Here is a 21,670-nt window from a genome sequence, read left to right on the forward strand (position 1 = left end):
CCCTTACAAACCCCTCGATGATGCGTACGCTACTGTTTCCGCTGCTTCTTCTCGGTGCAATTCTGTCGGGCTGCTCTTCCTCCGAAAATAGCGGCGGTACTGTGATCAACGTCCACCTTGAACAGGCCAATGGCTTGTCCGCCAACCTGGATCGGATTACGATTGCGGGGGAAAAAGAAATGTTGCGCAGCGCTCCCATCGATGCTGACGGCAACTTCTCCTTCGCATTCGCCGAACCCCTCCCGGACGGACTGTACCAGATCCGGGTAGGTGCGCAGAAGGCAACCCTCGCACTCGATGATGCCGACGGCACGGTGAGCCTCACCGGCCCCCTGAGCGGCCTGAGCGCCTACGACATCGAAGTGGACGGCTCGGCCACCGCGGCCGAAACGGTACGCGTGATGGATCGAATCCAGGAACTGGGGGGACTCGAGGAATTCGAGGAGATGATCGGCGAAGTGGAAAACCCCTATACCGCCGCCTACGTAACCTTCATGTCCTTACAGCGGGCCGGCGAAGCCGGCGTAGACCTCCACCGGGCGGCCATCCAGCGGCTGCCCGAGGGTGACCAAAACCGCCAGAATTACGCCGCCTACCTTGGCGAACTGGAGAAGCAGCTCGCGTTCATGAAGAGCCAGGAGCTCATCCAGCCGGGGCAGCCCGCGCCCGACCTGCAACTGAAAAATCCCCAGGGCGAGACGGTGTCCCTTTCCGATCTGCGGGGCCAAGTGGTACTTCTGGACTTTTGGGCGGCCTGGTGCCGGCCGTGTCGCCAGGAGAACCCCAACGTAGTCAGGGTATACAACAAGTACAAAGATCAGGGCTTCACCATTTTTAGTGTCAGCCTCGATGGGGTAGACGATTCGCAGGCCGCCCGGCTCACGCCCGAGCAAGTGGAAGAGGCACGGGAAACCCAACGGCAAAAATGGGCCGCAGCCATCGAGCAGGACGGTCTGGTTTGGGAAAACCATGGTAGCGAGTTACGCTTCTGGAGCGGCGACGCCTCCGCCAAGTATGGCGTACGCGCCATTCCGGCCACCTTCCTGATCGACCGCGAAGGTAAAATCGTAGAGATCGGCCTGCGGGGCGCCGCCTCCATCGAGCGGGCGCTGCAGCAAATCCTCTAGATAAAGCGGGTGCCCGCTGTAATGTGTACGGGATAGAATTCTGGCGTGCGGCCGTACGCTTCCTGGTAGGCCGCGGTGAGCGTATTCTTCAATGCCTCGACCGCGTCGTCCCGCACCAGGTTGATCGTGCATCCTCCGAATCCGCCACCCATCTGCCGGGCCCCGGCAACGCCGTCGCTTGCGATAGACCGCTCCTGCAGGAAGTCGGTCTCCGGGCAGGTGACCGCGTACTGATCGCGCAGTCCGGCGTGGCTGCGGTTCAGTAACTCACCCATTTCCGTAGGGCTTCCCGCTTCCAGCGCGTTGACGGCCCGGCGTACCCGGGTGTTTTCCTCGACCACGTAGGTAGCGCGCAGTGCGGCCACCTCATCCATCTCTTCGATTACCCGTCGCAGTTGGTCCGGCAGGGTGGCACTCAGGTGCAGTACGCGGGGGTACGTCCGCTGGATATATTCAAGCGCCCGCTGACATTCTTTAACGCGTTCCCCGTAGGCACCGTCACTAAGATCGTGGGTCACTTTGCTGTTGGCCAGGAGCCAGGTGTAGCCGTGGATCTCGTTCTTTACCGGCTCGCTGGTGAGGGTTTCGCAGTTCAGCACGATGGGCCCGTCGGCACTGCCATTCAGGCTGGCAAACTGATCCATAACGCCCGAGGGAATCCCGAGAAAGGTATTGCTGGAGCGTTGGCAGAGCGCCGCCAGTTCGGGACGGCTGAGTGCCGCGGTGAGCAATTCATTCAGCAGGAAAGCCATCCCGCCCTCGAGTGCGGCGGAACTGCTCAGGCCCGAACCCCGCGGCAGGTCACCGCCAAATACGATTTCGAGACCCGGCAGAAAATGGCCCTGGTCCTGAAACTGGGTACCCACACCGGCCAGGTAGTCGACCCACAATTCGCCGGTCCGGCCGTCCAGCGGCAGGGCGACCGAGGCCGCGGCGTCGAGGTCCGCGGCGTGAAGTTTCCAGACCGGCTCGTCTAGGGGGCGGGCCAGAAAGTAAATGCTGTAATCGATGGCCGCCGGCAGTACCAGTCCGCCGGTGTAATCGACGTGCTCACCGATCAGGTTGACCCGACCGGGAGAGCAGATGCGGTACGGCCAGTCGGCCGCTGCGGGAAAGCTGTGTGAAGCCAGGTAGTCGTGGAGGTGTTGGGGGAGCTGACCGGTCATTCTTCGCTTTCGTCCATAGTGTGGAATACGTTGGCCACGTCATCGTCCTCTTCGAGCATGTCGATCAGTCGAATGACGGCCTCGGCCTCGGTATCCGAGAGTTCTTTGGTGTGGCTGGGCACACGGATCAGTTCCGCGTTAGCGACGTTGATCTTGCGTTTTTCGAGCTCCTGCTGGAAGCTGCCGAAATCTTCGAAAGCCGTGTAGAAGGTAATTTCTTCCTCATCCTGCTCGATGCTGTCCAGGCCGGCGTCGATCAGTTCGAGTTCCATCTCGTCCAGGTCTTCCTTCAGGTCCTTGCGCTTGACGCGAAACTCCCCCTTCCGCTCAAACATGTAGTCGACGGAACCATTCACGCCCATGCTGCCGCCGTACTTCGAGAACACGTGACGAATGTTGGCCACGGTGCGGTTGTTGTTGTCACTGGTCGCTTCCACCAGAATCGCGATGCCGTGGGGGCCGTAGCCCTCAAAGGTCACCTCGTCGTAGTTGGTGGCGTCCTTGTCCGTCGCGCGCTTGATCGCGGCGTCTACGTTCGCCTTGGGCATATTTACGGCCTTGGCGTTGGCGATGGCCAGGCGCAGGCGGGGGTTGTAGTCGGGGTCGGGGCCACCCTCCTTGATGGCAATATTGATCTCGCGGCCCACTTTGGTAAAGGCCTTGGCCATGCCGGCCCAGCGCTTCATCTTTCTGGCCTTGCGGTATTCGAATGCTCTTCCCATGGTAATAGGGTGATTTTCGGCAAATATACACCCTTCACCCAGTCGCCCAAGGTTGGCGGCCGCTAATGCGCGGGGTGACTTCAGCCCGACTGCTCCAGCACCTCACTGGGGAGCTCGCCGAACTGCTGGCGGAAGGTTTTCGCGAAATAGCTTTGGTTGGAATAGCCCACCCGGTAGGCGATCTCCGATACCGTACCCGTCCGCTTCTCCAGCAGCCGCCGGGCTTCGTGAAGCCGCATTTCCGTGATCAGCCGGTTGGGGGTTTTCCCGGTCAGTGCTTTGAGCTTGCGGCTCAGCTGAGAACGGCTATAGCCGACCTCGCGGGCCAGGGTATCGACCGAGAGCGTTTCGTCGCCAAGGTGGCGCTTGATTGTGCCGATAACGTCTTGCAGGAATTGGTCCTCCACCGACCTGCCGTCCACCTCCGGTAGTAACGTCAGATCGAGTCGCTGGAAATGCTCCCAAATGCGCTCCCGGGCCTCCAGCAGATTACGGACGTGCAGGCGCAACTCCTTCGGATCGAACGGCTTGGGCAGGTAAACATCAGCGCCCAAGTTCAGCCCCTCGAGGGTAGACTGTTGGTCCGCCTTTGCCGTGAGCAGTAAGAAGGGTATGTGGCTGGTCTTCTGGTTGCGCTTCAGCGCGTTACAGAGGGCGAAGCCGTCCTTGCCCGGCATCATGACGTCACTGATCACCACGTCGGGCACATGCTCGAGGGCCATGCGCTCGCCGGCCATTCCGTCCGGTGCCTGTAGTATGCGGTACCGCGGGTGCAGTAGGGATACGATGAATTGCCGCAGTTCGGTACTGTCCTCGACGACTAATACAGTTGCCGCCTGCTCGTCCGGATCGGTCGTACCGGTTGCAGCCGGTGCTACTTTCACCGGATCACGTTCTGTCTTCGCCACGGAACCGGTGTCCCCTTCCGCCGGATCGGCCATGACACCCCGCGGCGGCGTTTCCAGCGAAGTAGGCAGCCGGAGGCGGAAGGTCGTGCCGCGGCCCGGCGCGCTGTGTACGGAGATGGTGCCCCCATAGACTTCGACCAGTTCCTTGGTCAGGGCCAGACCGATACCCGAACCTTCGACGCCCGTCCCCTCGACCCGGTAGAAGCGATCAAAGATTTGCTCGAGCTGCTCCGGTGGGATCCCGGGGCCGTCGTCCGTTACTTCCACCGTCACGTGGTCCGGTTCATTACGCATGACCACCGAGACGCGGCCGCGATCCGGTGCGTACTTGATCGCGTTGGCGATTAGGTTGACGAGGATCGTCTCCAGTTTGTCGGCATCGTAGAAGGCGTCGGGCCGCTCGTCGGGAAAGCTGCTGTCCAGGCTCACGTTGGCCTGCTCCGCCAGGCTTGAGAAGGAGAGGGCCAGCGTCCGGACAAACGCCACCATTCCGCCCCGGCGGAGCTTCAGAAACAACTGACCGCTGTCGAGGCTACTGAGTTCCAATAATTGTTCCACCAGTTTCTTCAGGCGGTCAATGCTGCCGTGCATCACGGCGTGATCCTGTTCCGTCAGGCTCACCTGACCCGTCCGTCCGGCGCGCTCCCGGGCCAGCGCGAGCGGGCCGGCGATCAGCGAAAGCGGCGTACGGAACTCATGACTCACGTTGGCGAAAAAGCGGCTCTTCACTTCCTCCAGGTCGCGCATGCGCGCCACTTCATTCCGGTCCTGCAGGGCGGATAGCTCCGCCTCCCGTACCTCCTGCCGTTGCAGGTAGCGACGGTAGGCGATGCCCACCGAATACACCACGATCTGCAACAGGATGGCGGTACCGAAGGGATCGAACGGCACCTGTACGTAGCGCATCGCCCACAGACTACCGATCGCAATGCAGGCCGACCCCAGCAGTGCCCCTAGCCCGAAGACCCGCGCCAGGACGTCACTGCGGGTGATCAGCGCAACCGCCACGCCGCAGCCAACGAGCGCATATACCAGGATTCCCGGGTAGTGGTACCCAAACCGCGTAAGCATGATCGGGGGATCGTACAGATTCACGTACAGGATTTCCACCACCAGTTGTAGGGTCATCACCACGGGCAGGCCCAGCATCCAGCGGTCCAGCACGGGGAACCGGCGGGCGCTATCGGTAAAGGCCCGGCCAAACAACCAGAAGGCGAACAGCATGCTGTTGGGGATCAGCAGCCACACGGTGAAGCGTGCGTGGCCCCCCGTAAGTCCCAGCCAAGCAGCGGGTTCCAGGCCTACGGTCATGCCCTGGGTGATCGCGCCGAGTAGCAGCCAGAGCGAGAACCATCCGTACACCCGTTCGCGGAGAAAGGCAAAGAGCAGGAGGTGATACAGAAAGATGATCGCCGTGAGGCCGAAATTGAACGCGTTGTAGATCGGGCCGCGGGGATACAGGGGCTGGTGGTGCAGGTAATCCGGGGCGCGTAAACTAAGGTTCAGGTTGGGCATTATTCCCAGTCCGTTGCCGCTTGCGGTCAGGTAGACGGTCGTCACGGTATCCGGTGGAAGGCCGAACCGGACCCGGTCCAGTACCTGCGGCCCTTCCAGGTCGCGGTCGGCCACGTCCGCCCCCGTGACGCGGTGCCAGAGTTCGCGGTTTTCGGCAAACGCCCATACGTCGATGCGTCCGTTGCCGCGAATCCACGCGATGTCCTCGTGCAGCCCATCCTCCCAGTGCAGCTGCCAACCGGCCAGGTCCTCCGCTCTGCGCAACCGCAACCGTGCGTGGTAGACTTCGCCCGGATCGAGCAGGGCCGGAAAGTCCGCCCGCGGGCTCCAATCCAGCGTACCGTCGGTGCGCAGATCCTCCACGGTGAGCTGCCGCCCCGCATCGGCGACCACCTCGAGGCGGTCGCCGAGTGGATGTACCGGGTACGCGGGGTCGATATAGTAGACGGACTGTCCGGGCAGGGCCCGGACGGCGCAACTTACCAGTACGGCAAGCAGCCACCTCCAGCGTGGCAGATGAGGTAAGGTGAGGTACATGGGGTACGAATGCCTGGCTTAAGATAAGCATCTGTCCGGAGCGGCCGGGCGGTCTACTGCAGGGTCAGGTCGGTCAAACCTACCCGGTACACGTTCGCGGCGGCATCGTAGTGCACTGCGTAGCTGGCGGGGAAGTATCCGGGGCGGCCGAAGGTTTGCGGCAGGCGCAGGGGCGCGGATACGTCGGGCTGCGTCCGCAGGAAGCTTTCGGCCACCATCGGCTCTAGGAAGTTGAGCTCGCCGGCGTACTTGCCGTAAATGAAGGTGTGCGTGAAGGGGCCGGAACCGTTCACCTCGGGACTTTCCAGGTCGATCACGTGGGCGCCCATGCGGGGCACGCCGCCCGGTGTCTCCAGGTACATAGGTGCCAGCTGCTCCGCCGGCAGCGGTGCGTTGAATTCGGTCGTGTCATTGGGACCGATGAAGTCGCGCTCCGCCTGTGAAATGAAGTAGAAGTGCACGTCGAAGTGGGGGACGTCGTACACCCCGGGCGGGGCGTGGCCGTGCTCGTTCCAGTCCAGAGTAGCATGATCGTAGGGCGGCACCCCGGCGGCGGCGGGCAGTGGCAGGAGGAATTCGTGGGCGTGGGCGTGTCCGGTCGGCAGGTTCTCCAGGGCGCCGGGCGTCATCACCACCCACACCGCGTTGGGTTCACCGTCCGCGGCGAGCGTCACTTCGGTCCAGGCTTCCCCGTCGCCGACGGATTGGGGTGATCCCGTCAGGACGGTGGACTGGGGAGTAAGGGAATCGTCGTCCTCGCAGGCCGCGAAGGAGAGGGCCAGGAGAATAAGGGGTAGGGTAGCCCACGCGGAGCGGGCGGATAGAAAGGTTTTCATAGTGGGTAGACTAGGCGAATTAGACAAAGGAGATTCCGTAGCGGCCGCAGATCTCGGCCACCTTGCTCAGGTCGGGCGGGCCACCGGTCAGCTTGCCCAGTTCCTCGAACATGAACTCGATGCCGGAGGGGTTGGCCAGCATGATGCTGCGCGCCGGCTTGTCACCAACCACCCGCCAGCTGTGGGGAATGTTGCGCGGGGCAAAGGCAACGTCGCCCGCACCCAGCACCATCGTTTCTTCGCCGAGTACGAATTCCACCTGCCCCTCCAGGACGCGGAACACCTCATCCTCCCGGGTGTGGACGTGCAGCGGAATGCCCACGCCCGGCGCGTTGTGGTCCTCGAGCATGGTCAGGAAGCCGTAAGTGTCCGCGCCCGTCAGCTTGAGGGTCACCTCGGATCCGAGCACCTTATGGAAGGCGCCCTTGCCGGAGGCTACCACCTTGGCGGGGAGGATAACGTCCGATTCGGGGTGGAGCGGCCGGTGGCCGGCGGAGAGGGTAGTGGTGGCCAGGCCTGCGGTAGCGGCCAGACCGGTGCGGAGAAAGGATTTGCGGTTCATAAGGCAATGCGTTTGGATGGAGCCGGGCACTATGCTTCCGGCGATGACCCAAACGTAGCGGCATCATGCCTCCCGTACCGCGCCCGATCCGGGCCGATGCTGCCACATTTCACGCATGCCACATCTGATGCGCGCTTTGTAGCACGCGGTGCGCCGATAGTTCTACCGGCGGCAGCCTACATTCCCACGAATTCCACGATCTCGAGCCCGTACCCCTCCAGGCCCACGCGCTGCTTCGGGGCGTTACTCAGTACGCGGAGCTTGTTGACGCGCAGGTCGCGGAGGATCTGTGCGCCGATTCCGAAGTCACGCTGCTCCTCGCTACGCAGTTCCGGGGGCTGAACGGATTTGCCGTCCTGCATGCGCGACTTGAGCAGCCGGAGTCCGGCAATGATGTCGTTGGCATCCTGATGGGGGCGCATGAAGAGCAGGATCCCCTTGCCCGCCTCCGTGATCTTTTCGAGTGGTCCGTGCAGTCCTGTACTGTAACCACTTAGCAGACTGTGCAATAGATCGCGTGAGCTGGTGCTGCTGTGTACGCGCGTCAGGACGGGCTCGTCCAGTTGCCATTCCCCGTGGGTCAGGGCGAGGTGGACATCCTCGTTCGTGGTTTGCCGGTAGGCGTGGAGGCGGAAGGGGCCGTACCGGGTTTCCAGGTCCATGCTGAACTCGCACTCCACCAGCCGTTCGGTGCGGAGGCGGTAGGCCACCAGGTCCTCGATGGTGACGATCTTCAGGTCGTGCTTCTTGGCCAGGTCGAGCAATTCCGGCATCCGGGCCATGGTGCCGTCGGGCTTGAGGATTTCCACCACCACGCCGGCGGGGAACAGGTTGGCCATGCGGGCCAGGTCGACGGCCGCCTCGGTGTGGCCAGTCCGGCGGAGCACCCCGCCATTCACGGCGCGCAGGGGGAACACGTGCCCCGGGCGGGCGAAGTCGGAGGGGCGGGCACTGCGCTCGGTCAGGCGGCGCATGCAGGTGGCCCGGTCGTAGCTGCTGATGCCGGTGGTACAGCCGTGGCCGATCAGGTCGATGCTCACCGTGAAGGCCGTCTCGTGGATATCCGTATTGGTGTTGACCATGCGGGGCAGGTCGAGTTCGTCGGCGAGCGTCTCCTCGATCGGCGTGCAGATCAGTCCGCGGCCGTGGGTGGCCATGAAGGTGATGATGTCGGGCGTGACCCGCTCAGCCGCGCATACGAAGTCCCCTTCGTTCTCCCGGTCCTCGTCGTCGACCACGATCACCACCTTGCCGGCACGGATGTCGGCTACGGCCTCCTCAATGGTATTGAGCTGCTTGCGTATTTCAGTTTGCTCCATCCTGGGGCTGTCGGTGAGAAGGTTGCCAGACATTCGTTCGTATTCCGTTTACATAATCGATCCAGCCCAGTAACAGGGCTACGTTCATGGCCGCAAAGTAGCGCAGGGCGGGTACGCAGGTGCAGAGAACGGCCACCAGGAGCACAACCCCCAGGGTAGCGTAATAGTTGCCCGTTAACACCCCGAGCGCCAGCACGCAAGCCAGTCCGAGCAGCAGCAGGTGGGGCGTTACCCACCGCAGTACCTTGTGGCTGAAGAAGGCGAAGGCAAAGCCGTTGCGCAGCGGCGGCCACCACAGCCGGCGGAAGTGTACCAGATTTTGCCAGTTGCCCGCCCCAATCCGCCGCTTGCGGCGAAACTCGTCGGCCAGCAGCTGCCCCACGCCCTCGCGTACGGTGGCCCGCGGGCTGCTTACGCCGCGCCAGCCGCGGGCGTAGGCCGCCATGCAGAGGAAAAAATCATCGACCAGGTAATTGGCCGGCACCGGCGTGTATAGCTCCGCCCGCAAAGCCCAGCACCCCCCGAACGGACCCACGAAGCGGCCGAAAAGGCAGGTCTCCGCCTCCTTCAGTGCCACCTCCCCGCGGATGTAGCGGTCTTCCAGGTGGCTGATCTCCCCGCTGTCCGTGCCCGTATGCACCACCCGCGCGTCCGACAGTCCGACCCGCGGATCGTCGACCAGGGGCCGTACCAGCTCGGTCACGGTATTGGGTTGCAGCAGCACGCTCGCGTCGGTAAGCACCAGCACGCCGGTGGGTGCGGTCATGCCGGCCACTAGCCGGTTGATGGTGGCCGGCTTTCCACGGCGCCGGTCGTTGCGGACGATCCGGCAATCGCCGGGGGCGCGGGTGGCGGCGAACGCCGCGAGTAACTCGTCCGATCCGTCGGAGCTGCGGTCGGATCCGAACAGGAAGCGTAACTCACCGGCATAGTCCTGGGAGGCCAGGGACGCCAGCTTCTCCGGGAGCACGGTGGCTTCGTTGTGGACCGCCATGACTACGGTAACCCGCGGCCACTCTGTCTCCGCCCGACGGGGAACCGGGGCATCACCGCACCTGCGCGCCGCCGCCCGGCGCACCGCGAAAGGATAAACGAGGTAGGTATGCAGCACCCCCAGCAGACAAAGCAGCAGTAGCGACAGGAAAAAGATCACGCCGTAAAGGTAGCTAGCCGCGAAGGGGGCGGGGGACTAGCCCAGCCGGTCGATGCAATTAAGGTCTTCGAAGGCTTCCTTCAGGCGGGCCTTGAAGCTATCCTCGGCCTTCCGGAGCCAGTTGCGGGGATCGTAGAACTTTTTGTTGGGCTTTTCATCGCCGTCGGGGTTGCCGATCTGGGCCTGGAGGTAGTCGTGGTGTTGGGCGTCGAAGTCGCGTACCCCCTTCCAGTAGGCCCACTGGAGGTCGGTGTCGATGTTCATCTTGATGGCGCCGTAGCTCAGGGCTTCGCGGATCTCCTCCTTGCTGGAGCCGGAGCCGCCGTGGAAGACGAAGTGGATGGGATCTTCCTCCACGTTCAGCTTTTCCTTAACATATTCCTGGCTGTTCTTGAGGATGATGGGCGTGAGCGACACGTTGCCCGGCTTGTACACGCCGTGAACGTTGCCGAAGGCGGCGGCAATGGTGAAGCGGGGGCTGACCGTGCTCAGGGCCTGGTAGCTTTCGTAGACCTCCTCGGGCTGGGTGTATAGGCGGCTGCTGTCGATGCCGGTGTTGTCGACGCCGTCTTCCTCACCGCCGGTGACGCCCAGCTCGATCTCGATCGTCATGCCGATCTTGGCCATGCGCTCGAAGTACTTCTTGCTGATCTCGAGGTTCTCCTCCAGCGGCTCTTCGCTGAGGTCGAGCATGTGGCTGGAGTAGAGGGGAAATCCCCGCTTGGCGTAGAATTTCTCGCCCGCGTCGAGCAGGCCGTCGATCCAGGGGAGGAGCTTCTTGGCGCAGTGGTCGGTGTGCAGAATGACGGGCACGCCGTAGGCCTCGGCCATGGTGTGTACGTGCATGGCGCCGCTGAGGCCGCCGGCGATGGAGGCCTGCTGCTTGTCGTTGGGCAATCCCTTGCCGGCAAAGAACTGGGCGCCGCCGTTGCTGAACTGAATGATCACGGGACTATTGACGTCGCGCGCCGTTTCCAGGACCGCGTTGACCGTGCTGCTACTCGTCACGTTGACGGCCGGCAGGGCAAACTGGTTGGCCTGGGCGTAGTTAAAGAGTTCGGTCACTTCATCGCCGTGAAGGACGCCCGCGCGGAAGGATTGCTTAGCCATACGTTGGGTAGATTTTGATTGGGTGGGCGACAAAGAAACGGAAACTTAAACAATGTAGTCATCGTCGCCCGCCGGGATGATCGCCCGCGCCCGGCCGTCGTCGATGAAGTGGCGCACGGCGGCCCGCCCCTCCTCGCCCAGGTCGAGGGTGTAGTCGGTGACGTAGAGGTCGATGTGCTGGCGGGTGACCTCGGGGTCCATTTCCTGGGCGTGACTGCGTACGTAGTCCGCGCTGGCGTCAGGATGGTCGAAGGCGTACTGCACGGATCGGCGGAGCACCCGGTCGACCTTCTCCTGCACCCCGACCGACAGCGAACGGCAAACCGCGATTCCTCCCAGGGGGATGGGTAGCCCCGTCCGGTCTTCCCAGAATTCCCCCAGGTCGGCGATTTTCTCGAGGCCCCGCTCGGCGTAGGTAAAGCGGTTTTCGTGGATCAGCAGTCCGGCCTCGACCTCCCCGCGGAGCACCGCCCCCTCGATCTCGCTAAACACCAGTTCCTCCTTGCGGGGAATGGCGGGGTAAGCGAGGTCAAGCAAATAATTCGCCGTGGTGAAGTGGCCGGGGATGGCAACCGATTGGGGGATATATTTTACTCCTCCGTAATTTTCCTTACCTGCTTTTTTTACCAACAACGGACCGACGCCCCGACCGAGAGCACTCCCCGCATTAAGCAGCCGGTAGGTGGCGGCCAGGTGGCCGAAGGCGTTGAAGCTGAGCTTGGTGACGTTCAATTTGCGCCGGAAGGCCAGTTGGTTGAGGGCCTCCACGTCGGCGAGGTGGGGCTCGAAGGTGAGTCCTTCGGTATCGATCCGGCCGTTGACGAGGGCGTCGAAGATGAAGGTATCGTTGGGGCAGGGACTGAAACCCAGCGTGATGGTGCGATTCTCCACGGGAAGATATTTTTGCGTCGGGGCTAACGTTACCCCCCGGTGGGCGTTACTTCGCCACACCGGCCAAAAAACAGACGCCTACATGCAGCTCCAGGTTCTATTCGAAGACAACCACTTTATCGCCGTTAACAAGCCCGCGGGATACCTCAGCCAGGGGGACGCCACCGGCGACGTGACCGTCATGGACCTGGTCAAGGAATACATCAAGGTGCGCTACAACAAGCCAGGAGACGTATTCCTCGGTTCCATCCACCGGCTCGATCGCCCGGTGTCCGGCGTCATCCTCTTCGCGCGGACCTCGAAGGGGCTTTCCCGCATGACCGAGCTCTTCCGCGAACGCAAGGTGACCAAGAAGTACTGGGCTATCGTCTCCGAGCAGCCCAGCCCCATCGAAGGCCGACTGGAAGGCTTCATTTACAAGGACGCCAAGAAGAACATCAGCAAGGTGCTGCCCAAGGCCAATTCCAACCGCCACCCGGGCGCCAAGAAGGCCGTGCTCGACTACCGCCTGCTGGGCCGGGTCGGCTCGAATGTATTGCTGGAGGTAACTCCCGAAACCGGCCGCCCCCACCAGATCCGCGTACAGCTGGCGCAGCAACTGAATAGCCCGATCCGCGGCGACCTGAAGTACGGCTTCCGGCAGGCCAACGAAGACGGCAACATCAACCTGCACAGCCGCAGCCTGGAGTTCCTTCATCCCATAAAGAAAGAGCAAGTGCTCATCACGGCGGAGCCGCCGCGCAACGACCAGTTGTGGCAGCTGTTCCGCGGCATCGAATAGATCGCGCGGGGACGGAACCCTAGTCCATGTCCGCCGGGCGGTCGCGAGCCGCAGCCAGCGGATCGGAATTCTGTAGCAGGCGTAATGCCTCCTGCACCGTCTCGTCGGCACGGTTGTACACCTCATAGTAGGCCGCGGTGCCAAACAGTTGCCGGCCCAGCCGGGCCTCGAACTGCCGCCGCAGCTCGTCGCGCAGGTGGCGCGGGAGCTCGGGACTAACGTCGGGGTAATCGCGCCGCGCCAGTGCCGCCAGGTCCTCCGTGATGGCCTCCATATCAGGACGGAAGCGACGCACCAGGTCCGTGGCGTCGGCGTAGTCCTGCACGGCGGGGTGGGCGCGTACGTAAGTGAACATGTAGGGGACGATCTGCTGCCGGAGGCGCAGGAAGTTTTCGTTGTTGAGGCTGCTGTCGATCGGCACGAAATGGTCCGGCGTGATGCCGCCGCCACCGTACACCGGGTAGCCGTTGTCGGTGTAGTACACCAGCGAGCTGTCGACCTGGATGGCCGTACGGCCAGTCAGTTCGCCGCTTTCGAAGCGCCGGTTGAGGTCGCCGCGGTAGTCCTCATCGCCCTCGTAGCTGCGCTGGATGCTGCGGTCACTGGGGGTGTAGTAGCGCGCCACGGTGAGGCGCAGGGCGGAGCTGTCCGCCAGCGGATACTGCTCCTGGACGAGCCCCTTGCCGAAGGTTCGCCGTCCGACGATGATGCCGCGGTCGTGGTCCTGTACGGCACCGGCCACGATCTCGCTGGCACTGGCCGAGCCGCCGTCTACCAGAATGGCCACCTTCTGGATGTTGTACTGGGCGCGCCCGCTGGAGCGGTACGGCTGCCGGCTGCTGTTGCGCCCTTCGGTATAGACGAGCAGGACGCCCCGCTGTACGAAGAGCTCGCTGAGCAGTTTGGTGGCCTCCTGCAGGTAGCCGCCGGGGTTGCCGCGCAGATCGATGATGAGGTTCTTGGCACCGGCTTTCTCGAGGTGCTCCTCGAGGGCCTTCATGAACTCCGAGTAGGTGTTCTGGCTGAAGCGGTTGATCTTGACGTAGGCGGTTTCCGGATCGATGGTATAGGCGGCGTCCACGCTGTAGACGGGGATCGGGGCGCGGGTGATGGCGAACTTGATGAGCCCGTCCTGCCCCGGGCGGTGAATCCGCACGTTTACGTCGGTGCCGCCCTGACCGCGCATGAGGCTGGCGGGGTCGATGCCGCGCTCCTCGACCTGGGTGACCAGGCTGTCCTCGACGTAGATCACCTGGTCGCCGGGCAGTAGTCCCGCCGTCTCCGAGGGGCCGCCTGGCAGGGCGCTGACCACCGTAATGGTGTCGTCAACGACAAGGTACTCGATGCCGATGCCTTCGAAGTTTCCCTCCATGGATTCGGTGAGGGCCTGCATTTCCTCCTTGGGGATGTAGCTCGAGTGGGGGTCGAGCTCGCTAAGGATGGCCTCGATGGCGGCTTCGTAGAGCCCCTCGGTATCCGGGGCATCGACGTAGCGGGCCTCGATGTAGCCCATCAGCTGTTCGACGCGTCCGCTCCCTTCGCCGCCGGTACTGCCGCGGCCGATGGAAAGCAGCGGGGCGTCGTTGGCGAGCAGGTAGCCGGTCAGCAGGCCTACGCCGAGTAGCAGGCTATAGGTCAGGGGCGTCCAGATGGTTCTGCTCTCGTTCTGCATATGCTCAAGTGAAGGGGCAAAGGTAAATATTAGTTTTAGGGTAGCACGAATTGTTGATGTTTCGCGGGTGGCCGACGCCGCCCCGACCGGCCCGTTTTTCCTATTTTGCCGCCCACCCGCCTCCTGCCTATGCCCCTGCTGGCCCTAGCCTATACCCACGAAGACCTGTCCGCCGCCCAGCGTATCGCGGCCGCCGTGGCCCCCGCCGTGGAATTTGAGCACTACGCCGTAGGCCGTGCCAACGACGGCGAGCTGCTGGCCGACCTGCTCCGCAAGAACCGCCTGCCGGTAGTGCTGCTGGTCAGCGACAGCCTGCTTACCAACCCCAACGCGATGCTGCACGGCGTCGACCTGCTGCCGGCCGACCGCCGCGTATTGCCGGTGATCATCGACGCCCACCGGCCCGGGCCCGAGGAAGGGGAGGTGATCACGGTACACACCACCCTGCACGACCGCTCCGACATCACCCGCTACGTGAGCCACTGGCAGGACCGCTACATCGAGCTGCGCCGGGGCGGCAGCGACTACCCCGATGCGGTGGGCCAGCACGCCTTCCGCAACTACCTGGGCAAGATCCGCGAAACCAGCATCGGGGTCGAGGAAGTCCTCGAACGCATCCTCACCCGCCAGCCGGTGACGGATGCCGACCTGCGCGGGGACGCCTACGCCCCCCTGTACCGCTTCGCCGGCACGAGCCTCCCGGACCCAGGCGGGGACGCAGGTGCGGAGCCTTTCGAACCCGAACCAACCGAAACCATGCAAGAAACTCTTACCGAAGAGCCGCTACAGCAGCACGTCCGCGACTGGATCGCCCAGGCCTGGGAGATGTCCGACGCCGGCAAGACCCCCGCCGCGCTGGAGCTGCTGCACCACAGCCTGGAACACCAGCCGGAAGAGCTGGAACTACACTACCAGTACGCCCTGATGCTGGCCCTGGCCGCCGACCGGCTGCCGGCGGCCCGGCTGGAGATCGACTCCCTCCTCGACAACGACCCGCACTATCCGGAAGCCCTCTTCCTGAGCGGAGAACTGTACCTGGCCGAACAGCGCTACCAGGAGGCGCGCGACGACTGGGAACGGCTCTACGACGTCCAGGCCGACTACCCCGAGCTCAACCAGCGGCTGGGCTTGCTGCTGGCCGAGCGCTTCCCTGCCGAATCCGCGGAGGCGGCGGCCTACCTGCGCGTCGCCTGTAAGCAAGAGGATGCCACGGCCCAGGTCCTCTACCGCTACGCGGAACTGCTCGCCGGGCCCCTGCAGCGGGAAGAAAAAGCCATCAGCATGCTCTACCGGGCCGTCCACCGCGATCCGGACCACGCGCCCGCCCATTACCGGCTGGCCGTGAGCCAGTTCGACCGCGGCGAGAACGGCGAAGCGCGCAAGCACTTCCTCCGCGCCGCGGAACTCGAACCGGAATACGACACGCCGGCCAACCGCCGCGCCTTTCTGGGCCGGGTGACCCCGGCGAGTGGTGCCATGGCAGCCTCCTCGCCGCCGCCCACGACAACCGGCACGGCGACCGGCGATGCCCTGGTCGCCCTGAAGCAGAATATCGCCGACCTCGAGGCCATGCTGGCGGCCCGTACCGACCCCGCACCCGCGGCCCCGCCCCGCCCCGGCGAGGGCAAAACCGTACTGTTGACCGGCGCCACCAGCGGTATCGGCCTGGCCACCGCCCGCCGGCTCGCCCCGGACGGCTACCGCCTCATCATCGCCGCCCGCCGCACCGAACGCCTGGAGCAGCTGGCCGAAGAACTCCGGGACGCCCACGGCACCGAAACGCATCTGCTGACGCTGGACGTAGCCGACCGCGAGCGGGTAGGGGAGGCCATCGCCGGCCTGCCCGAGGCGTGGAGCAACATTGACATTCTGCTCAACAACGCCGGCAAGGCGAAGGGATTCGACCCCATCCACACCGGCGACCTCGACCACTGGGACGAGATGATCGACGTCAACCTGCGCGGCCTGCTCTACGTCACCCGCGCGGTCACGCCCGGCATGGTGGCCCGGGGTACGGGGACCATCGTCAACGTCGCCAGCACCGCCGGCAAGGAGGTGTACCCGAACGGCAACGTCTATTGCGCCACCAAGCACGCCGTGGATGCCCTGACCTACGCCATGCGGCTCGACCTGGTGCAGCACGGCATCCGCGTGGGGCAGATCTGTCCGGCCCACGTGGAGGAGACGGAGTTTGCCGTCGTCCGCTTCGACGGCGACCGCGAACGGGCCAGGATTTACGAGGACTTCCAGCCGCTACGCTCCTCCGACGTTGCCGAAACCATTCACTACATGATCAGCCGCCCGGCCCACGTTAATATTATGGACGTCGTGCTGCAGGGCACGCAGCAGGCCAGCTCCACCGTGGTGGACCGCAGTGGTCGGGAGCGCTTTGCACCCCGCGAAGAAGAATAGTATGGAACGTCCCCTCTTTATCGTAGTGGAAGGCCTGGACGGCAGCGGCAAGACCACCCAGGTCGAGCGGCTGCGCCATTATTTCCAGGCCCGCGGCGCGTCCTGCCACCTGACCGCCGAGCCCACCGAATTACCCACCGGGCGCCTGATCCGGAGCATCCTGCAGAAGGAGCATGCCGTCGATCCGCGTACCCTGGCCGCCCTGTTCGCGGCCGACCGGGTGGAGCACATCTTTCATCCCGACAGCGGTATCCTGGCACAGCTGGCCGCCGGTCACCACGTCATCGCCAGCCGCTACTACTTCAGTAGCCTGGCCTACCAGAGTGAGTTCGTCGATCCCGGCTGGATCGCCGCACTGAACCGGGAAGCGAAGCGTAGCCTGCCCGCGGACCTGACCCTCTTCCTCGACCTGCCCCCCGAAGTGAGCATGGAGCGAATCGCCAGGCGGCCGGGTAACGACGAACTGTACGAGACCCTGGAGAAACTTACCCATGCCCGGGAGAGCTTTCTGCAGGCCTTTCACTACTTCGGGGAGGGGGAGAACATCGTGTCCGTCGATGCCACCGCTTCGGTCGAAGACGTGGGCGAGGCAATCATTCGCGCAGTAGAAGAGGTCGCCTGATTACTCATTTAACATTTTCTTTTTATGGTAACCACACTTGACCTTCACTTCCTCGGTAGTCCGTCCTCGATCGCCTCATTTGCTATCGCCGATGCCGACGGGTATACCCTGGTAGAGTGCGGGCCGTTCAGTACCCACGATAAGTTGCTGGCGGCGCTCAAGGCCGAGAACATCGACCCGGCACGGGTACACACGCTACTGCTTACCCATATTCACTTCGATCACGCCGGCGCCGCGTGGTGGTGGGCCCGGCAGGGTACCCAAGTATACGTACATCCCCGCGGGCTTCGCCACATGATCGACCCGGAGCGACTGTACGATTCGGCCCGGCAGATCTACGGCGACCGGATGGAAAAACTCTGGGGGAAAATGGAAGGGATCGACCCGGAGCGGATCGCGGCGGTCGGCGACCGGGAACCCCTGGAGATCGGCGGCCGGAAGTGGACCGCCCACCATACGCCCGGACACGCCAGTCACCACATCGCCTGGCAACTGGACAACGTGGTCTTCACCGGAGACGTCGGCGGGTGCCGTATTCACGGCGGTCCGGTAGTGCCGCCCTGCCCGCCTCCCGATATCGACGCGGAAGCGTGGCGAGAATCCATCGACCGGCTGCGCTCGCTCGACGCCGAGGCGTTTTTCCTCACTCACTACGGCCGTATTACCGATACGACGGCCCACCTCGATGCGCTGGGCCAGCGACTGACGCGCTACGTAGCGTGGATCGAACCGTACTATCGCGACGGATCGGAGGCGGCAACGATCGAGCCGCTCTTCAAGAAATTCTACACCGACGAGCTGCGGGCCGCCGGGGTGGGGGAGCAGGACATAGCCTCCTACCTCGCCGCCAACCCACCGTACATGAGCGTGACCGGCCTGCTGCGCTGGCTGCGGGTGCGCGACGAGCGGGCCGCCGGTAACTAAGCTAGTGCATGCGGTCGCCCCGCACCTCCAGTTTTGTCATCAGGTCGGCTTCGAAGGCCAGGTACTCCTTCCAGCGGGCGTCCACTTCTTCCCGGGGGAAGTACTTGCGGGCCAACTCGATGAACAGCACGTAATGGCCGGCTTCAGCCACCATGAACTTGTGGTACCACTTGCGCAGGTCCTCGTCGGACACGTAGAGGCTCATCAGGCGGAAGCGTTCGCAGCTTCGCGCCTCGATCAGCGCGAAGATGAGCAGGCGCTCGAGAAGGGCGGCGTCGCGACCGCCGCCCTTCCGTGAGAAATTCATGAGCGCGTTGACGTACTCGTCCTTGCGTTGCCGCCCCAGCTTGAGTCCCCGCCGGTCCAGTTCGGCGAGCACGGCACGGAAGTGCCCCCACTCTTCGGTGACGATGGGCGCGAGCTCCCGTACCAGTTCCTCCCGGTCTGGGTAACCCTGGATGAGCGAGATGCAGCTGGTTGCCGCTTTCTGCTCGCAGTAGGCGTGATCGGTGAGGATCTCGCCGAGGTCCATCTCCGCGAGGTCCACCCACCGGGGGTCGGTGGGCAGGCGGAGGTTCAGCATCTGTACGGTGGCGGATTCCATGGGTCGGCTTAGATCCAGTAGACCAGGTTGAGGTCCTGGGCGTGGGGCATCAGGTCGTGGGTGGGGCGCAGGCGGAAGCCGTACTCGTAGACGCCGGCCAGGCTGGGGTCGATCTCCACCGTGAAGGTGGCGGTGCCCTCCGTCTGGGCTACCCGCTGGAAGGGCTCGGCCCGGCGCAGGACGATCTTATCCTCGTCGATGCGCTGGTAGAAGAGAGCCTCGAGCACGAGGTGGTCGGGGTCGATGCCGTTGGTCGAGACCACCACTTCGGCCGCGAAGGTGTCGCCGACGGGCAGGGCGTGGTTGACGGTATCGTAGCTATTATTCTCGATGGTCTCGATACCGTCCCACTTCTCGGCGGTCGCCTCCTTCCAGGCGGCGTACTCCTTGCCGGGCTTCATGTCGTCCTTGCGTACGGCGGCGGCGCTTTTGGCCAGGGGCAGGTAGAAGCGTTCGTAGTAATCGTCCATCATCCGCTTCATCGTGAAGGTCGGCGCGACCTCGGCGATGATCTGCTTGACGTAGCTCATCCACTCGGTGCTGATGCCGCGCTCGTCGCGCTTGTAGTAGATCGGAATGATCTCCTCCTCCAGGATGCGGTACATCGTTTCGGCGTCGAGCTCGTTCTGCAGGTGCTGGTCGTCGTAGGTGCGTTCCAGCGGCAAGGCCCAGCCGGCATCGGGGCGGTAGCCCTCGGCCCACCAGCCGTCGAGGACGGAGAAGTTGACCGATCCGTTGAGTGCGGCCTTCATGCCCGAGGTGCCGGAGGCTTCCAGCGGACGGGTCGGGGTGTTCAGCCAGATGTCGACGCCCTGGGTCAGCAGCTTGGCCATCTCCATGTTGTAGTCCTCCAGGAAGATGATTTTGCCGGCGAAGTCGGGCTCCTTGCTGATCTGGACGATCTGCCGGATCAGGTCCTGTCCACCCTGGTCGGCCGGGTGGGCCTTGCCGGCGAAGAGGAAGATGACGGGCTGGTCCTTGCGGTTGACCAGCTCGCGCAGGCGGTCGCGGTTGGTGAACAGCAGCGTGGCGCGCTTGTAGGTGGCGAAGCGGCGGGCGAAGCCGAGCACCAGCGCCTTGTCGTTGATCTTGCTGAGGATGTCGAAGGTGGTCCGGGGGCTTTCGCCGCGCCGCCGCATATCGTGCTCCAGCTTTTGCTTCACGTAGTTGATCAGGCGCACCTTCAGCGCGTGACGGGTGGTGAAGAGCTTCTCGTCGTCGATCTTGTGGACGTTGCGCCAGATGTCCTTATTGCTCTGGTCGCGCACCCAGTCCTTGCCGAACTTGGTCGAGAAGAGTTCGTGGATGCTGTCGGCGATCCAGGTAGGGTAGTGGACCGAGTTGGTGACGTAGCCGATGTGTACCTCCTCGGCGGTATAGCCGGGGTAGAGGTTGGTGAACATCTCCTGGCTTACCTGCCCGTGCAGCTTGGACACGCCGTTGACGCGCTGCGACAGCCGGATGCTGAGCTTGGACATGTTGAAGTCCTCGTGCTCGTCGTTGGCGTTGAACCGGCCCAGGGCCATGAACTCCTGCCAGTCGATGCCGAGCTCGTCGGCGTAGTTGTATAGGTAGTTACGCATCAGGTACTCGGGGAAGTGGTCGTGCCCTGCGGGTACCGGCGTGTGGGTGGTATAGAGACTGGAGGCCCGTACTATTTCCCGCGCTTCGGGGAAGTCGAGTCCGCCGGCCACGTAGTTCTTGAGGCGTTCCAGCGAGAGGAAGCCGGCGTGGCCCTCGTTGAGGTGGTAGATGTCCGGATTGAGGCCCATCTCTTCGATGGCGCGCACGCCGCCGATGCCCAGCAGGATCTCCTGCTTCAGGCGGTGCTCGTTGTCGCCGCCGTAGAGCTGGTGGGTGAGGGCGCGGTCTTCGGGGGCGTTGTCCTCGTGATCCGTATCCAGCAGGTAGAGCTTGATGCGGCCGATGGCCAGGCTCCACACCTTGGCCTGTACGATGCGGCCCTGGATGCCGACCGAGATCTTGAGCCAGTTGCCGTCGTCGCGGCGGACCGGCTCCACGGGCAGCTGGGTGAATTTCTGGGCGGGGTAGTGGTGGATCTGGTCGCCGTTGAGGCTCAGCCCCTGGTTGAAGTAGCCGTAGCGGTAGAGCAGGCCGACGCCGAAGAGGTCGACGTTGCTGTCACTCGCTTCCTTCAGGTAGTCACCGGCCAGTACGCCCAGTCCGCCGCTGTACAGCTTGAGGCTGATGTGCAGGCCGTACTCCATACTGAAGTAGGCGATCCGGGGCAGGCCCTCCTTCCGGGGCTCCGCGAGGTAGGCGTCGAAGGCCTGTTCGGCGGCGTTGACCCGCTTGATAAAGTCCTTGTCGTTGGCCAGTTCCCTGAGGCGGGCCGGGGAAAGCTGCTCCAGCAGGGCGACGGGGTTGTAATTCAACTCGACAAATTCCTGCGGGTCGATGCTCATGAAGACCTCCGAAACCTGGGGCATCCAGGACCACAAAATATTGTGGCTCATGCGGTGCAGGGGAGTGAGAACTTCGGGCAGCTGGTTCTGAATGAAGATGCGCTTGAGCTTCATCTGGGTGCTCGTGGAGGTGATAGTCATATGATATTGCGGTTTGTAAAGAGGGCGCGCACGGGTTGCGGGGACGCAGGTGCGGCGGTTGCCGACGGAGGGTAGTGAGGAGCGGTTTCGGAGTGGAAGCACGTCTCGGTGACCCCGCGGAGGGGCCCGGACGCCTAAGGCAAACCGGAAACCTGGGCGCGGCGGCCCCAAAAATGCGACATAATTATGGTAATAACAAAACGGGCCCGTCCCCCTGTATAGGGAAACGGGCCCGTTACCGG

At 63.6% G+C, this 21,670-nt stretch carries 17 protein-coding genes; 5 read left to right on the plus strand and 12 right to left on the minus strand.

Annotated elements, in window-relative coordinates; genetic code table 11:
• Positions 1-17: 17 nt before the first annotated feature.
• Entirely contained in the window at positions 18-1,127 is a 1,110-nt protein-coding gene (locus DQG19_RS00655; protein WP_198661609.1) for a peroxiredoxin family protein, read from the plus strand.
• Here DQG19_RS00655 and galK read toward each other — a convergent pair.
• The 9 genes from galK to DQG19_RS00700 all read right to left on the minus strand — a co-directional run bounded on the left by galK (position 1,124) and on the right by DQG19_RS00700 (position 11,846).
• The gene (galK, locus tag DQG19_RS00660) at positions 1,124-2,293 is read right to left on the minus strand and encodes a galactokinase (RefSeq protein ID WP_116124307.1); all 1,170 of its coding nucleotides are present in this window, start codon (positions 2,291-2,293) and stop codon (positions 1,124-1,126) included. The genes DQG19_RS00655 and galK overlap by 4 nt on opposite strands.
• The gene (locus DQG19_RS00665) at positions 2,290-3,015 is read right to left on the minus strand and encodes a YebC/PmpR family DNA-binding transcriptional regulator (protein WP_116124308.1); all 726 of its coding nucleotides are present in this window, start codon (positions 3,013-3,015) and stop codon (positions 2,290-2,292) included. Before DQG19_RS00665 ends, galK begins: the two co-directional genes overlap by 4 nt.
• An 80-nt stretch (positions 3,016-3,095) precedes the next feature.
• Complete coding sequence (locus tag DQG19_RS00670; protein ID WP_116124309.1) at positions 3,096-5,975, minus strand: ATP-binding protein; 2,880 nt, start codon at positions 5,973-5,975, stop codon at positions 3,096-3,098.
• A gap of 53 nt (positions 5,976-6,028) precedes the next feature.
• On the minus strand, positions 6,029-6,811 hold the full coding sequence (locus DQG19_RS00675) for a DUF5602 domain-containing protein (protein ID WP_116124310.1): 783 nt from the start codon (positions 6,809-6,811) through the stop codon (positions 6,029-6,031).
• A gap of 19 nt (positions 6,812-6,830) precedes the next feature.
• Entirely contained in the window at positions 6,831-7,373 is a 543-nt protein-coding gene (locus DQG19_RS00680) for a cupin domain-containing protein (RefSeq protein WP_116124311.1), read from the minus strand.
• 176 nt (positions 7,374-7,549) lie between these two features.
• Positions 7,550-8,725 (minus strand): 3,4-dihydroxy-2-butanone-4-phosphate synthase, encoded by a 1,176-nt coding sequence (gene ribB, locus DQG19_RS00685; RefSeq protein ID WP_116124312.1) that lies wholly within the window; start codon positions 8,723-8,725, stop codon positions 7,550-7,552.
• The gene (locus DQG19_RS00690) at positions 8,679-9,845 is read right to left on the minus strand and encodes a glycosyltransferase (protein WP_116124313.1); all 1,167 of its coding nucleotides are present in this window, start codon (positions 9,843-9,845) and stop codon (positions 8,679-8,681) included. Before DQG19_RS00690 ends, ribB begins: the two co-directional genes overlap by 47 nt.
• A 36-nt stretch (positions 9,846-9,881) precedes the next feature.
• Entirely contained in the window at positions 9,882-10,955 is a 1,074-nt protein-coding gene (fbaA, locus tag DQG19_RS00695) for a class II fructose-bisphosphate aldolase (protein ID WP_116124314.1), read from the minus strand.
• 45 nt (positions 10,956-11,000) lie between these two features.
• Positions 11,001-11,846, minus strand: a complete 846-nt coding sequence (locus tag DQG19_RS00700) for a 1,4-dihydroxy-6-naphthoate synthase (protein WP_232826406.1) — start codon at positions 11,844-11,846, stop codon at positions 11,001-11,003.
• Positions 11,847-11,928: 82 nt separating this feature from the next.
• Between DQG19_RS00700 and DQG19_RS00705 the strand changes: the two genes are divergently transcribed.
• Positions 11,929-12,627 (plus strand): RluA family pseudouridine synthase, encoded by a 699-nt coding sequence (locus tag DQG19_RS00705; protein ID WP_116124315.1) that lies wholly within the window; start codon positions 11,929-11,931, stop codon positions 12,625-12,627.
• A gap of 19 nt (positions 12,628-12,646) precedes the next feature.
• Here the strand turns inward: DQG19_RS00705 and DQG19_RS00710 are convergent, their stop codons facing one another.
• Entirely contained in the window at positions 12,647-14,299 is a 1,653-nt protein-coding gene (locus DQG19_RS00710) for a S41 family peptidase (protein WP_116124316.1), read from the minus strand.
• Positions 14,300-14,428: 129 nt separating this feature from the next.
• Here DQG19_RS00710 and DQG19_RS00715 point away from each other — a divergent pair, with 129 nt between their 5' ends.
• The 3 genes from DQG19_RS00715 to DQG19_RS00725 are packed head-to-tail and all read left to right on the plus strand — an operon-like array spanning position 14,429 to position 18,257.
• Positions 14,429-16,711 carry an SDR family NAD(P)-dependent oxidoreductase gene (locus DQG19_RS00715; protein ID WP_116124317.1) on the plus strand — a complete coding sequence of 761 codons (2,283 nt, stop codon included), beginning with the start codon at positions 14,429-14,431 and terminating at the stop codon, positions 16,709-16,711.
• A gap of 1 nt (position 16,712) precedes the next feature.
• Positions 16,713-17,333 (plus strand): dTMP kinase, encoded by a 621-nt coding sequence (gene tmk / locus DQG19_RS00720; protein ID WP_116124318.1) that lies wholly within the window; start codon positions 16,713-16,715, stop codon positions 17,331-17,333.
• A 24-nt stretch (positions 17,334-17,357) separates the two neighbouring features.
• Positions 17,358-18,257, plus strand: coding sequence for an MBL fold metallo-hydrolase (locus tag DQG19_RS00725; RefSeq protein WP_116124319.1), 900 nt, complete (start codon positions 17,358-17,360; stop codon positions 18,255-18,257).
• A gap of 1 nt (position 18,258) precedes the next feature.
• Here the strand turns inward: DQG19_RS00725 and DQG19_RS00730 are convergent, their stop codons facing one another.
• On the minus strand, positions 18,259-18,861 hold the full coding sequence (locus DQG19_RS00730; RefSeq protein WP_116124320.1) for a tRNA-(ms[2]io[6]A)-hydroxylase: 603 nt from the start codon (positions 18,859-18,861) through the stop codon (positions 18,259-18,261).
• 8 nt (positions 18,862-18,869) lie between these two features.
• Positions 18,870-21,428: an alpha-glucan family phosphorylase gene (gene glgP, locus DQG19_RS00735; protein ID WP_116124321.1), complete on the minus strand. Its 2,559-nt coding sequence runs from the start codon at positions 21,426-21,428 to the stop codon at positions 18,870-18,872.
• Positions 21,429-21,670: the final 242 nt, after the last annotated feature.

Source organism: Lewinella sp. IMCC34183 (genome assembly GCF_003390915.1).
Taxonomy (GTDB): Bacteria; Bacteroidota; Bacteroidia; order Chitinophagales; family Saprospiraceae; genus Neolewinella.